The sequence below is a fragment of the Candidatus Palauibacter irciniicola genome (assembly GCF_965208695.1).
GTDB lineage: Bacteria > Gemmatimonadota > Gemmatimonadetes > Palauibacterales > Palauibacteraceae > Palauibacter > Palauibacter irciniicola.
In genome coordinates, this window is record NZ_OZ242352.1 from 1,206,794 (window position 1) to 1,220,422 (window position 13,629).

A 13,629-nucleotide genomic window follows, 5' to 3' on the forward strand; every position below is an offset into this window, starting at 1 on the left:
GGACGATGCGTCGATACTCGGCCTACGACCCCCCTGAGTACGTCTCCTGGCAGCCGGACCCCGAACTCCTGGAGGAGTACAGGTCGCGCATCCGGGCGGACGACGCCCGCGCGCGGGAAATCGCCGCGTTGCCTCCCGACGCGCACATCGCGCTGTACCGCGGACTCCTCCGCTTCCGCCTCGGCGACATCGCCCTCACGAGGTGGGTGAAACAGGGCGTGATCTCGAAGGCGTGGCTCGGGACCGGCGAGGAAGCCGTGACCGTGGGGGCCGTGAACGCGCTCGACCGTCGCGGTTCCGACGGAGACATCGTGGGGCCGATGATCCGCAATCAGGGCGCGAACCACGAGATGGGCATGCCGATGGCCGAGGTGTTTCGCACCTACCTCGGCACGGCGGACGCCCCCGCGGGGGGGCGGGATCTGCACCTCGGAGACCTGCGCTACGGCGTCTGTCCGCCCATCAGCATGGTCGCGACGCTGTCGACGGTCATGAACGGGTTCGCCCTCGCTTTCCGGATCCGCGGAGAACCGCGGGTGGCGCTGACCTGGGTCGGGGACGGTGCGACGAAACACGGAGAGGCGCACGAGGCGTTCGCCTTCGCCGCATCGCTCAGGCTGCCGATCGTCTTCATCATCCAGAACAACCAGGTGGCGCTGGGGACGCGGCTGGACCAGCACCACGTGCCGTCCGACTTCTCGGACTGGGGCGCGGCGTACGGGATTCCCTCCGAATCTGTGGACGGGAACCATGTACTCGAGGTCTATGCGGCCACGCGGGTGGCGGCCGAACGCTGCCGGCGGGGGCAGGGCCCGCAACTCATCGAGGCGCGCACGTTCCGCATGGGAGGGCACGCGACGCACGACGTGCGCGAGGCCCGGGCCACCTTTTCGCGCGAGTTGTTTCAGTACTGGGGGCGGCGCGATCCGATCGGCCTCTATGAGGAGTACCTGGCGGGGGTCGACCTGGGAGTCGCCGGCACCGGAAACCTGCGAGAGCGGAACCTCCGCAAGCTCGCATCGGTGGAGCGGGAAGTGGAGGCGGAGATCGAACAGGCCGCAAGCGAGGCGCTGGCGAGCCGCGAGACCGCCGCTCCCCGCGCCGAGACGGTGACGCGGGGCGTGTACGGCGGGGGGCCGGCATGACCGGCGGCGGCGCCCGCCCGCGGCGGTCGGGCCGGATCGATGGCGCCTCGTGGACGTTGTACGACGCGGCCCGGGCGCCGTCCGGCCTCGGTCTCGGCTACTTCGTTTGCGACGACCCGGAGGTGGCGGACCGGCGGGCGGCGCTCCCCGCCGGGCTGGCCCTGCCGGATCTCGATGACGAGGCCTTCCGCGCGTTGTGGGAGGCGGGACGACCCCTCACGGCGACCGAACGCCGGGTCGTCGACGAGAGCGGAGCGATCTGGCTCGCCCAGGGCATGGGGCCGGTCTGGGCGGAGGGGGGGAGCGCGGCGGGTACCACAGGCCTTCGCCTGCGCTGCATCAGCGCGCGTCGTCCCGCGGTGGAGTTGAACGGGGCCACGCTCTCCGGGATGTCGGACGCGGAACTGATCGCGCGCGTCGGCGCGCCCGAAGGAGTCGCGCCATCCTCCGACTGACGTTTCTCGGAACGGCTTCGTCGCGGCCGACGGTGTCGCGGAACGTTTCGTCGCTCGCGCTGAAGCGTGAGGGGCGGTTGTTTCTCCTCGACTGCGGCGAGGGGACGCAGCGGCAGATGATGCGCTACGGGGTGGGTTTTTCCCTCGGAGACATCCTCATCACGCACCTCCACTCCGACCACTACCTCGGGTTGCCGGGCCTGCTCCGCACGATGAGCCTCCAGGGGCGCGAGGAGGCGCTCCGGATCTGGGCGCCATGCGGCGCGGGCGAGACGCTCCGCGCGCTCCGGGATCTGGGAGGGGACCGCCTGGCGTTCGATGCGAGGGTGCACGAACTCCGGGCGGGCGAGGCGGTCGAAGGGGAGGGCTTCCGAGTAGAGGCGTTCGCGACCGAGCACACGCGGCGCTCGCTCGGATACGCCCTCATCGAGGATGATCGCCCCGGGAGGTTCGATGTGGCGGCCGCCCGCGAACTGGGCGTCCCGGAAGGCCCGCTCTTCGGCCGCCTCCACCGCGGCGAGAGCGTGGACCTCGAGGACGGCCGCCGCGTGCGCCCCGCGGAACTCGTGGGTCCTCCGCGGCCGGGCAGGAAGGTCGTGTACACGGGGGATACGCGCCCCTGTCCCGAAACGGTCCGGATCTCGCGCGGCGCCGACCTCCTCGTGCACGAGGCCACGTTCACGGAGGAGGAACGGGGTCGGGCGCGGGATACCGGCCACTCCACCGCCGCGGACGCGGCCCGGGTCGCGCGCAAGGCGGGCGTGCGGCGGCTCGCGCTGACGCACGTCAGCGCGCGCTACGCCGAGCGGCCGGCGCAACTGCTCGAGGAGGCGCGGGCCGTCTTCCCCGGGGCGGAACTCGCGCGCGACGGATGGTCCACCGAGGTCTCCTTCGATGACGCGGACGCGGGGGATCCCGACCCTTGATCCGCGTGCGCGTACCCGGGGACAAGTCGATCTCCCACCGCGCCGCGCTCATCGCGCCCCTCGCCTCGTCGGCATCCGTCGTCCGCGGGCTTTCGGACGGCGTCGACGTGCGGGCCAGCGTGCGGGCGATGCAGCGGCTCGGCGCCGCGGTGGAGTGCACGGAGGAAGCGCGCGGTCTCACGATCCGTTGCGCGGGCGGTGGCCTCGACCCCGGCCCGGCTCCGCGGCTCGACTGCGGGAACAGCGGGACGACGGCGCGCCTGCTCGCCGGGATCCTGGCGGGTTCCGGCGTCGCGGCGGTCCTGGATGGCGATCCGTCGCTTCGCAGCCGCCCCATGCGCCGCGTCATCTATCCGCTGCAGGCCATGGGGGCGCGGATCGAGTACGACGGGGAGCCGGGGCGGCTTCCCGTGCGGCTCCGCGGGCGAGCGACGGGGACCTTGCGGACGCTCCGACACCGCGGCCGCGTCGCCAGCGCCCAGGTCAAGTCGGCCGTGCTGCTGGCCGGCGTGCTGGCCCGCGTGCGGGTCGAGGTCAGCGAGCCCGCCCTCTCCCGTGACCACACCGAACGCATGCTGGCGGGAATGGGCGTGCCGCTCGCGTTCGATCCGGAGCGGATGGGAGCGGGAGAGGTGCGCTTCGACCCGTCCGGCTGGGATGGCCGGCTCGACGGTCTCCGCATGACGGTGCCCGGCGACCCTTCGTCGGCCGCCTTCCTCATCGGGGCGTCGCTGCTCGGCGGCCGCACGGTGAGGGTGGAAGCCGTGGCGGCCAACCCCGGGCGGATCGGTTTTCTCTCCGTGCTCGAGGAGATGGGGGCGCGGGTCGACCGGGACCCCGCGCCGGCCGAGGCGGGCGAACCCCTGGAGACGTGGACCGTCCAGCCTCCCGACGGCCTGCGGGCGTTCTCGATCGGCGGCGACGTGGTCCCGCGGGTGATCGACGAGATTCCGCTCCTCGCCGTCCTCGCCGCCCGCGCGCGGGGCCGTTCCGAGATCCGCGATGCCGCCGAACTGCGCGTGAAGGAGAGCGACCGCCTTGCGGTACTGGCCCGGACCCTCGGGAAGCTCGGGGTCGCCGTGGAGGAAAGGCCGGACGGTCTCACGATCCGGGGCCGCACCGGCCGGTTGCGCGGCGACGTCGAGACGCGCGGCGACCACCGGATCGCCATGGCGTTCGGCGTCCTCGACGCGGCGGGCGATGCCGACCTGGGGATCGACGACCGCGCGTGCGCGGACATCTCGTATCCCGACTTCTGGGAGGCGATCGAGCCGTTCCGCCGGGGGGGGCGCCGGCGGGGTTCCGCTCCGGCGGGGCGAGTCATCGCGGTGGACGGTCCCGCCGCCTCCGGCAAGAGCAGCACGGCCCGCAGCGTGGCGCGGCGACTCGGCTTCGTGCATGTGAACTCCGGATTGCTCTACCGGGCGATCACCTGGTGGGCCCTCGACAGGGGCATCGCCGGGGATGGGCCGGCGCTCGAGGCCGCCGTGCCCGGGCTGGACGTCGATTTCGTCCCCGCGCGCGAGGGATTCGATGTGTCCGTGGAGGGGACCCGGCCCGGCCCGGGCCTCGAATCGCCCGAGGTGACCGCGCGGGTGTCCGCTGTTTCCACGCTTCCGGCGGTTCGGGATGTCGTGCTGGAGCGGCTGCGCCGGGCGGGCCGCCGGCACGAGATCGTCTGCGACGGACGCGACATCGGCACGGCGGTCTTCCCCGGGGCGGATCTGAAGATCTTCCTCGTGGCGGAAGCCGGCGAGCGGTCGCGCCGTCGATTGCGCCAGCGCGGCACCCCTTTTACCGACGAGGACGTCGAGCGCGAGACCCGGCGTCTCGAGGCGCGCGACCGGCTGGATCGTTCGCGTCCACTCTCTCCGTTGCGGCGAGCTCCCGACGCCATCGAGATCGATACGACCGCCATGTCCCCGGACCAGGTCGTGGATGCGATCCTTGAACTTGCGGCCGCCGCTTTCCGTTGACGCTTTTGCGGCCTGAATCTAAGTTGGCGTACTGTTCGAGGACCGGTGCGGAAAAAGTGGCGCTTCGCCCCGGATCCTGTGGAAACCCGACACCAGGGGATCGGCCGGCGGCTGGGCGGAGATGGTGAAGCTCGGTTGAGGTCGATTCTTTTTTGCCACGAGGCCCGGCGGGAGGCACGGTTGGCCCCGCGCGGGAGCTTGATTCCCTATGCCCGACGACACGAACCCTCAGACCGACGTCCCCGAGACCGACATCCCCGAGGCGACGGATGCGTCGACGGAAGTCGACGACTCCACTCCAGAAAATACGGAGGTCGCGGCACCGGCCGCCTTCGAGCCGAGTGCCATCGACCTGGATCTCGACGCCGATCCCCGGGACGACTCGCAGCACGACCAGGCGGAATACGCCGAGCTCTACGCCCTCTACGAGGACACGCTCAGCCGCATCACGGAAGGCGAGATCGTCTCCGCGCAGGTCATCGGAAAGACCGAGACGGACATCATCCTCGATGTCGGCTTCAAGTCCGAAGGGGCCGTCCCCCTCGAAGAGTTCTCGGATCCGGACGAAGTTCAGCTGGGCGACTCCGTCGATGTCCTCCTCGAGAGCCTCGAGGATGAGGAAGGCGTCGTCGTCCTGTCGAAGAAGAAGGCGGACTTCCTCCGCGTCTGGGAGAAGATCAAGGACGCCTTCGACAACGACCGTCCCGTGCAGGGGCGCATCAAGCGGAAGATCAAGGGGGGCGTGACGGTCGACCTCATGGGGGTCGACGCTTTCCTCCCCGGATCGCAGATCGCGCTTCGCCGCGTGCCCAACGTCGACGACCTTCTGGGCGACGAGTACGACTTCAAGATCCTCAAGCTCAACAAGCGCCGGCGGAACATCGTGGTGAGCCGTCGCGTCCTTCTCGAAGAGGAGCGGGCGGGGAAGCGCGAGGAGCTGAAGAAGGAGCTGTCGGTGGGCGACGTGCGCCCGGGGATCGTCAAGAACATCACGGACTTCGGCGCTTTCATCGACCTCGGCGGCATGGACGGCCTCCTCCACATCACCGACATGTCCTGGGGACGGATCGGCCATCCCTCGGAAGTCTGCGAGATCGGCCAGTCGCTCGAGATCAAGATCCTCGACATCGACTGGGACCGGGAGAGAATCTCGCTCGGCCTCAAGCAGCTTCAGGAGTATCCCTGGAAGAACGTGGCCGAGAAATACCCGGTCGGAATACGCGTGCTGGGCCGGGTCGTTTCGATCACGAACTACGGCGCCTTCATCGAACTCGAGCGCGGGATCGAGGGTCTCGTCCACATCTCCGAGATGTCGTGGACCCGCAACGTCCGCCATCCCTCCCAGCTGGTCGGCATCAACGACAAGGTCGAATGCGTCGTGCTGCGCGTCGATGAGGAGGCGCAGAAGATCTCGCTCGGAATGAAGCAGGTGGAGGAGGACCCGTGGCTGGCGCTCCCGGCGCAATACCCGCCGGGGACGAAGATCCGCGGACTCGTCCGCAACCTCACGTCCTTCGGCGCCTTCGTGGAGGTCGAGGCGGGCATCGACGGCCTCGTCCATATCTCCGACATGAGCTGGACGCGGCGGGTGCAGCATCCGGCGGAGGTGCTCCGCAAGGGGGAGGAGGTCGATGTCGTCGTGCTCTCGATCGATCCCGACCAGAAGCGGATCTCCCTCGGTTTGAAGCAGGTGCAGGAAGACCCGTGGTACCAGCTCGCGCAGACGTACCAGCCGGGACGGGAAGTGGCGGGCTCGATCACGCGGTTGCTCGAGAAGGGCGTCGTCGTGGACCTCGGGAGCGATCTCGAGGGGTTCGTGCCGATCTCGCAACTCGGTGTGGAAGCGGCGATCGCCGAGCCCGCCGACCACTTCGACGAGGGGCATCGGCTGGACCTGCGCGTACTCGAGACGGATCCGATCAACCGTCGCATCGTCCTCGCCGTCGTGGACGCGCCCGATGTGCCGTACGACGCCGAGGAGGTGGAGTACGAGAACATGGCGGCCGCGAAGTCCGGTTCCGCGGCGGATGACACGGACGAAGGGGAGCAGTCCGATTCCGGTGGTGAGGCAGGGGAGTAGCCCCTTCCACGAGCGGCGAAGAGCGGCGCGGAGGCGCGTAGCCCTTGGCTGCGGCGTCGTGCTGCTCGCAGCCGCGGGCTGTGCGTTCATCGCCGGCAACCCACCCATCGAGACCTCGGCACCGAGCGCGGTCGACGCGGAAGGAGCGGCCGCCGCGCTTCGCCTCGCCGAGGCGGATTACGAGCAGGGGCGATTCGCCGAGGCCGCGGCGCGCGGGGATTCGCTCGACGCCGCGTGGCGTCAGGTCGAGCCCCTCCGCGCCCTCGCGGACCGGGCCCTCTCCGTGGCGGGCCGGGCGCTGGAGGCGCAAGAGCTCCCGGGCGCCGCGGCGGATCGCTATGGCGCGCTCCTCGCGCGGGCGCCCGCCGCCCCCCTGGAGACGGCCATTCTGGAGCGGCTGGTGCGGGTCCTCGGCGACACGAGCCGCGAGCCCGAGGCGGTCGCCGCGATCCTCTCCACGCCCGGAGGGCTCGAAACGGTCGGCGCCGAGGGTCTCCGCCGGTTGACCTCCACCCTCACGGTCGGGGAACTGCGCCCGCTGGCGGAGGCCTTTCCGCCGGAGACCGCGGGGGCCGCAGTCGTTCATGCACAACTCGCCCGCCTTCTCGTCATCGAAGGGGAGGGCGACGAGGCGAGACGTCTTGCCGCTCGCATCCTGGAGGGGCAACCCGCCGAACCCGAGCGGGTCACGGCGGACATGATCGCCGGGGCGGAAACGGATCTCGGCAGCGGCGGCGCGCGCATCGGGGCGATCCTTCCGCTCACCGGCGACCTATCGGAGGTGGGCCAGGTGCTGCGTGAGGGGATCGAACTCGCGGTCGAGCGGTACCGCGTCGAGCGCCCGGCCGGCTTCGATGTCGAACTCATCTTCCTCGACGACGCATCGGATCCGGAGAACGCGGCGGACCTCGTGCGGTCGCTCGAAGGGCGGGATGTGGTCGCGATCGTGGGTCCCCTCCGCGCCGAGTCTTTCGCGGCGGCTTCCCGGGCCCGCCTGAATCCGAGGCTGCCGATCGTCAGCCCCACGGCGACGGAAGTGCTGAGACCCGCGCCGGCGAGCTACACCCTGTACGACGCCGGTACTCGGGCCTCGGATGTGGCGGAGGAGCTGGCGCGCTGGACAATGGAGGAACTGCGGCTCCCGCGGGTCGCCGTGCTCGAGCCGGACGGGGTCGGACTCGGGGACGCCGTGACCGCGTTCACGCGAACGGTCCGCGAGTACGACGGCCTGCTCGTCGGGCACGAACGCTACGATCCCGGACTCACGACCTTTCAGGGGCCCATCGAGGCCATCGCGGCCTCGGAGCCGGACGTCGTCTTCGCGCCGGCGGCGTCCGCGTCCGGCGTCCTCGCGGTCGCGCCTCAGCTCTTTTACTACGGGCTGTACAACGTGATCGTGATCGGGAGCGAGGCGTGGGCCGAGCCGGCCGCGCTCCGTCGTCTCGAACGCTTCGCGACGGACCATCGGGTGATCGGTCTCGCCACGGATCGCGTCAGCCCGGGCACGCCGTGGCGGCGATTTGTAGCGGATTATGAGAGACGATACCGAAAGACGTTGCGGGACAACATTATGCCGGCTCTGGCGCACGATGCGACGCTCCTCGTGCTCTCCGCGCTCGACGGTGCGAGACTGCCGATTCCGGCCGCGCTCGCCGCATACCTCGAGTCGGGGCCGGAAATCGAAGGCGTGACGGGTCGCCTGCGTCCCGAAGCCGGCCGGTCCATCGTGCGGCGTTCCACGGAGGTCCGCATGCTGGTAGACGGTTCGCCCGTGGAGGCGGACCGGGAGGAACTGCTCACGTGGCTCGCGGAGGTCCGAGCGGCGCCGTCTCCCTTTGCGCCGCGCGACTCGCTTCGCGTCGACACCCTGCGCACCGAGTCGCGGCGCCGGGTGGGAGCGACGGGCGTCCGGTGAGCATGCGCGAAAAGCTGGCCGAACTCGAGGCCCGCTCCGAACGCGCCGCCCGCGGAGACCCGGACCGGCTCGCCCGCCAGCACGCGCGCGGCAAGCTGGGGGCCCGGGAGCGCCTCGAGATCCTGCTCGACGAGGGGAGTTTCGTGGAGTTCGACCGCTTCGTCGAACACCGCTGCACGGACTTCGGGCTGGGAGACCGGCGCATTCCCGGCGACGGGGTCATCACGGGCTACGGCCGCATCGACGGACGAATCGTCTACGTGTTCAGCCAGGACTTCACCGTCTTCGGGGGGTCGCTGTCGGAAGCGCACGCCGGCAAGATCGTGAAGGTACTGGACCTCGCTACGAGGAACGGCGCCCCCTTCATCGGGATCAACGACTCCGGCGGCGCACGGATTCAGGAAGGGGTCGCCTCTCTCGGCGGTTACGCGGACATCTTCCTCCGAAACACCCTGGCCTCGGGGGTGATCCCGCAACTGAGCGCGATCCTGGGGCCCTGTTCCGGAGGGGCGGTCTACAGCCCCGCCATCACGGACTTCGTGTTCATGGTGGACGGGGTGAGCCACATGTTCATCACGGGCCCCGGCGTCGTGAAGACGGTGACGCACGAGGACGTGACCTTCGACGAACTCGGCGGCGCGGCCGTGCACGCGAGCCGGTCGGGCGTGGCGCACTTCCGTTCGGGGACCGAGGTCGAGGCGCTCGGCGCCGTGCGGCGCCTCCTGTCCTATCTGCCTTCGAACAACCAGGAGACGCCGCCGTGGCGGGAGACGACGGACCCGCCGGACCGGGCCGACGAGGCGCTTCTCGAGATCGTACCGGACGACCCGAAGCTTCCCTACGACATGCTGGACATCATCCGCCGGGTCGTGGACGCCGGAAGCCTGATGGAAGTCCACGAGGACTACGCCCGCAACATCATCACCGGCTTCGCCCGGCTCGGCGGGAACGCGGTGGGTGTCATCGGCAACCAGCCCGCGGTCCTCGCCGGCGTCCTGGACAGCGACGCGAGTATCAAGGCCGCGCGTTTCGTGCGCTTCTGCGATGCGTTCAACGTTCCGCTGGTGACCTTCGAGGACGTGCCCGGCTTTCTCCCGGGGCTGAGGGAAGAGCACGAGGGCATCATCCGAAACGGCGCGAAGCTCCTCTTCGCCTACTGCGAGGCGACCGTGCCGAAGCTCACCGTCATCACGCGCAAGGCATACGGCGGCGCGTATGACGTCATGTCGTCGAAGCACATCCGTGGCGACCTCAACCTCGCCTGGCCCAGCGCGGAGATCGCGGTGATGGGCGCGAAGGGTGCGGTGGAGGTCCTGTACCGGCGCGAGATCGCCGCGGCCGACGACCCCGAGGCGCGCACGGCCGAACTCGAAGCGGAGTACCGCGCGAAGTTCGCCAACCCCTGGCTGGCTGCCGAGCGCGGGTTCATCGACGATGTGATCGATCCTCGCGAGACGCGCGCACGCCTCGTGTCGGGACTCGAGGCCATGGGCGAGAAGCGCGACCGCAACCCGCCCAGGAAGCACGGCAACATCCCGTTGTGATCCCCGCCGAGGCCCGATGTTCGACAAGGTTCTGATCGCGAACCGCGGCGAGATCGCGGTTCGGATCATCCGCGCCTGCCACGAGGAGGGCCTCGGGACGGTCGCGGTCTACTCCGACGCGGACCGCCGGGCCCCGCACGTGCTGCTCGCGGGCGGGGCGATCCGGATCGGCGGGGCCGCCGCCGCGGAGAGCTACCTGTCGATCGACCGCCTCCTCGCCGCCGCACGGGAGGCGGGGGCGGGCGCGGTTCACCCGGGGTACGGCTTTCTGGCCGAGAACGCGGGCTTCGCGCGCGCCGTCGAGGCCGCCGGACTCGTGTATGTCGGACCGCCCGCGGACGCGATCGAGATCATGGGCGACAAGACGCGGGCCCGGGCGCGAATGGTGGCGGCCGGGGTCCCCGTCATCCCGGGCAGCGACCCGCTCGCTTCGTCGCGGGAGGCCGTCCGCGAGGCGAAGAGGATCGGATTCCCCGTCCTCCTGAAGGCGGCGGCGGGAGGGGGCGGCAAGGGCATGCACGTCGTCTCCGAAGCAGAGGAGATGGCCGGAGCGTTCGGGCGGGCGACGCGGGAAGCGCAGGCCGCCTTCGGCGACGGACGCGTGTTCGCGGAGCGCTTCCTGCGTGCCCCCCGGCACATCGAGATCCAGGTGCTCGCCGATGATGAGCGGACGGTGGACCTCGGCGAGCGTGAGTGTTCCATCCAGCGGCGACACCAGAAACTGATCGAGGAGGCGCCGTCCACCGCGATCGACGACGCCCTGCGGCGCCGGATGGCGGAGGTCGCCGTGCGGGCCGCCGAGGCAGTCGGCTACCGGAGCGCGGGGACGGTAGAGTTCCTGGTCGAGGGAGGGGAGTTCTTCTTCCTCGAGATGAACACCCGGATTCAGGTCGAGCACCCCGTGACGGAGCTGGTTACCGGCGTCGACCTCGTTCGGCAGCAACTGCGCGTTGCCCGTGGGCTCCCGCTGCTCGGCGGCGGCGAGCCGCCCGCGGCGCGCGGGCACGCGATCGAATGCCGGATCAACGCGGAGGATCCCGGCGCCGCGTTCGTGCCGTCGACCGGTCGCATCGACCGCCTCGAAGTCCCGACGGGGCCCGGGGTGCGGTGGGACGGCGGGATCCGCAACGGGTCGGAAGTCGGCCCGCACTACGACTCGCTGCTCGGCAAGCTCGTCGTCCACGCCTCGGATCGGGAGGCGGCGATCCGGCGCATGCGGTCCGCGCTCGAAGGGCTCGTCATCGGCGGCGTCGAAACGACCGTCCCGTGGCACCTCGCGGTGATGGACGAACCCGACTACCGGATGAACGACCTCTCCATCCGGTACGTGGAGGAACACCCCGGACTCGGAGAGACCGCGGATCCCGGACTGCGGGATGTGGCGATGGCGGCCGCCGTGCTCCTCGAGGATCGGGACCGGCCGCGGGTCGTTTCCGGCGGTGCACGGCGCGCCCGCGACGGAGGGAACGGGATGTCGGCCTGGGTGCGGGCGGGCCGGGAGTGGTGAGGCCGTCATGAAGTACCACGTCGAGGTGGACGGCGGGAGCTTCGAGGTCGAACGGCTGGCCTCCGGGCTGCGCCTCAACGGTGCGGAGCGGGAAGCCGGGGTCGAGTGGCTGGCGGAGGGCGAGGTCCACCTCACGCTGGACGGCGCGAACCATCGCGTGCTCGCGCGCCGCTCGCCCGGGGGGTGGCGGGTGACCGTGCGCGGCCGGACGTTCGATGTCACGGTCGAGGATGAGCGCACCCGGACCCTCCGAGCGCTGGCCGACCGGAGCGCGGGGGAGCCGGGACCGCGGGAGTTGCGCGCCCCGATGCCGGGGCTGATCACGCGCGTCCTCGCGGAAGCCGGGCAGCGCGTGGACGCGGGCGATGGACTGGTCGTGATCGAAGCCATGAAGATGGAGAACGAATTGCGCGCCCGGGAACCGGGAACGGTGGCCGGGGTCGCGGTTCGCCCCGGCGACGTCGTGGACCGCGATCAGGTGCTCGTAACGCTCGAGGCGAAGACGTCGTGAGCGAGCGGCGTCCGGTCTTTTCCACGACGAGCGGCATCGAAATCGACCCGGTCTACCACGCGGTCGCCGCGAGCCCGGATCCGGCGCTGCCCGGCGAGTTCCCCTACACGCGCGGCGTGTACCCCACGATGTACCGGGGCCGGCTGTGGACGATGCGCCAGTACGCCGGCTTCGGCACGGCCGCGGCGACGAACGCGCGTTTCCGCTATCTGCTGGAGTCGGGACAGACGGGCCTTTCCGTCGCCTTCGACCTTCCGACCCAGATGGGGTACGACTCCGACGACGCCAGGGTGCGGGGGGAGGTCGGGCGGGTCGGAGTGGCGATCGATTCGATCGAGGACATGCACCGCCTGTTCGAGGAGATCCCGCTCGAGCGCGTGTCGACGGCCATGACGATCAACGCCACCGCGCCCGTGCTCCTCGCGATGTACGCGGGCGTAGCCCAGGAGCGGGGGATCGACCCGGCGGTCCTCCGGGGCACGGTCCAGAACGATGTATTGAAGGAGTTCATCGCGCGGGGGACGTACATCTACCCGGTGGAGCCGAGCGTTCGGTTCGTGACGGACGTGTTCGACTTCTGCGCCCGGGACATGCCGCGCTGGCGCTCGATTTCCATCAGCGGGTACCACATCCGCGAGGCCGGCGCGACGGCGGCCCAGGAGCTGGCCTTCACGATCGCCAACGGGCTCGAATACGTGCGCCGCGCCATCGAGCGGGGGCTGAAGATCGACGACTTCGCCCCCGGGCTCAGCTTCTTCTTCTCGGCCGACCGGCTGTTCTTCGAGGAGGTGGCCAAGTTCCGTGCGGCCCGCCGCATGTGGGCGCGACTCATGCGGGACCGTTTCGGAGCCGCGGAAGAGAGCTGCCGGCTGAAGTTCCACACCCAGACGTCCGGCGCCGCGCTGACGGCCCAGCAGCCGCTGAACAACGTGGTGCGCGTCGCGATTCAGGCGCTCTCCGCCGTCCTCGGGGGCACGCAGTCGCTGCACACGAACAGCTACGACGAAGCGTTGTCGCTCCCCGGAGCGGACGCCGCCCGCCTCGCGCTCCGCACGCAACAGGTCCTGGCCGCCGAGACGGGCGTCGGAGACACCGTCGATCCCCTGGGAGGCTCCTGGTTCGTGGAGTCGCTCACGGACGACCTCGAGGCGCACGCCGCGGAGTACCTCGCGCGCGTGGAGGAACTCGGCGGCCCCGTGCAGGCGATCGACTACATGCGAGAGGAGATCCACCTCGCCGCCCGCCGGCACCAGGAGGCGGTCGAGAGCCGTGAACTCGAGGTCGTCGGCGTGAACGTGCACGCGGATGCCGAACCGGTCGAGATGCCGACGGCGCCGGATTTCGCCCGCCTGGCGGATGAACAGCGCCGGCGGCTTGCGCGGCTGAGGACGGAGAGGGACGGCGCGGAGGTGGAAGCGTCGCTGGCGGAGATCCGGCGCGCGGCGGCCGGAGATGCTAACCTCCTGCCCGTACTGATCGACGCCGTCCGGCGCCGCGCGACTCTGGGCGAGATCAGCCACGCGCTGCGCGACGTGTGGGGGGAATACCGCCCCGGCTAGCAACTGGCAGC

The 13,629-nt window shown here is 70.6% G+C and carries 10 protein-coding genes; all 10 read left to right on the forward strand.

The window, feature by feature from the left end; genetic code table 11:
• The first annotated feature begins 5 nt into the window (after positions 1-5).
• The 10 genes from ACOGI9_RS05005 to ACOGI9_RS05050 all read left to right on the forward strand — a co-directional run bounded on the left by ACOGI9_RS05005 (position 6) and on the right by ACOGI9_RS05050 (position 13,618).
• Complete coding sequence (locus tag ACOGI9_RS05005) at positions 6-1,145, forward strand: thiamine pyrophosphate-dependent dehydrogenase E1 component subunit alpha (RefSeq protein WP_419858789.1); 1,140 nt, start codon at positions 6-8, stop codon at positions 1,143-1,145.
• Positions 1,142-1,600 (forward strand): hypothetical protein, encoded by a 459-nt coding sequence (locus ACOGI9_RS05010; protein WP_419859314.1) that lies wholly within the window; start codon positions 1,142-1,144, stop codon positions 1,598-1,600. The genes ACOGI9_RS05005 and ACOGI9_RS05010 overlap by 4 nt, the downstream gene beginning before the upstream one ends.
• Positions 1,588-2,526 carry a ribonuclease Z gene (gene rnz / locus ACOGI9_RS05015; protein ID WP_419859237.1) on the forward strand — a complete coding sequence of 313 codons (939 nt, stop codon included), beginning with the start codon at positions 1,588-1,590 and terminating at the stop codon, positions 2,524-2,526. The genes ACOGI9_RS05010 and rnz overlap by 13 nt, the downstream gene beginning before the upstream one ends.
• A gap of 5 nt (positions 2,527-2,531) precedes the next feature.
• Positions 2,532-4,502: a 3-phosphoshikimate 1-carboxyvinyltransferase gene (gene aroA / locus ACOGI9_RS05020; RefSeq protein ID WP_419859238.1), complete on the forward strand. Its 1,971-nt coding sequence runs from the start codon at positions 2,532-2,534 to the stop codon at positions 4,500-4,502.
• Positions 4,503-4,710: 208 nt separating this feature from the next.
• Complete coding sequence (locus tag ACOGI9_RS05025; protein WP_419858790.1) at positions 4,711-6,582, forward strand: 30S ribosomal protein S1; 1,872 nt, start codon at positions 4,711-4,713, stop codon at positions 6,580-6,582.
• A gap of 58 nt (positions 6,583-6,640) precedes the next feature.
• The gene (locus ACOGI9_RS05030) at positions 6,641-8,497 is read left to right on the forward strand and encodes an ABC transporter substrate-binding protein (protein ID WP_419858791.1); all 1,857 of its coding nucleotides are present in this window, start codon (positions 6,641-6,643) and stop codon (positions 8,495-8,497) included.
• A gap of 2 nt (positions 8,498-8,499) precedes the next feature.
• Positions 8,500-10,041 (forward strand): acyl-CoA carboxylase subunit beta, encoded by a 1,542-nt coding sequence (locus ACOGI9_RS05035; RefSeq protein WP_419859239.1) that lies wholly within the window; start codon positions 8,500-8,502, stop codon positions 10,039-10,041.
• 16 nt (positions 10,042-10,057) lie between these two features.
• Entirely contained in the window at positions 10,058-11,548 is a 1,491-nt protein-coding gene (locus ACOGI9_RS05040; RefSeq protein ID WP_419858792.1) for an acetyl-CoA carboxylase biotin carboxylase subunit, read from the forward strand.
• 7 nt (positions 11,549-11,555) lie between these two features.
• On the forward strand, positions 11,556-12,059 hold the full coding sequence (locus ACOGI9_RS05045) for a biotin/lipoyl-containing protein (protein ID WP_419858793.1): 504 nt from the start codon (positions 11,556-11,558) through the stop codon (positions 12,057-12,059).
• Positions 12,056-13,618: an acyl-CoA mutase large subunit family protein gene (locus tag ACOGI9_RS05050; protein ID WP_419858794.1), complete on the forward strand. Its 1,563-nt coding sequence runs from the start codon at positions 12,056-12,058 to the stop codon at positions 13,616-13,618. Before ACOGI9_RS05045 ends, ACOGI9_RS05050 begins: the two co-directional genes overlap by 4 nt.
• Positions 13,619-13,629 lie beyond the last annotated feature (11 nt).

Bases quoted from the DNA above. Each gene is read 5' to 3' on its own strand.
- ACOGI9_RS05005 (WP_419858789.1), top strand. From the start codon at position 6: ATGCGTCGATACTCGGCCTACGACCCCCCTGAGTACGTCTCCTGGCAG.
- ACOGI9_RS05010 (WP_419859314.1), top strand. From the start codon at position 1,142: ATGACCGGCGGCGGCGCCCGCCCGCGGCGGTCGGGCCGGATCGATGGC.
- ACOGI9_RS05025 (WP_419858790.1), top strand. From the start codon at position 4,711: ATGCCCGACGACACGAACCCTCAGACCGACGTCCCCGAGACCGACATC.
- ACOGI9_RS05035 (WP_419859239.1), top strand. From the start codon at position 8,500: ATGCGCGAAAAGCTGGCCGAACTCGAGGCCCGCTCCGAACGCGCCGCC.
- ACOGI9_RS05040 (WP_419858792.1), top strand. From the start codon at position 10,058: ATGTTCGACAAGGTTCTGATCGCGAACCGCGGCGAGATCGCGGTTCGG.
- ACOGI9_RS05045 (WP_419858793.1), top strand. From the start codon at position 11,556: ATGAAGTACCACGTCGAGGTGGACGGCGGGAGCTTCGAGGTCGAACGG.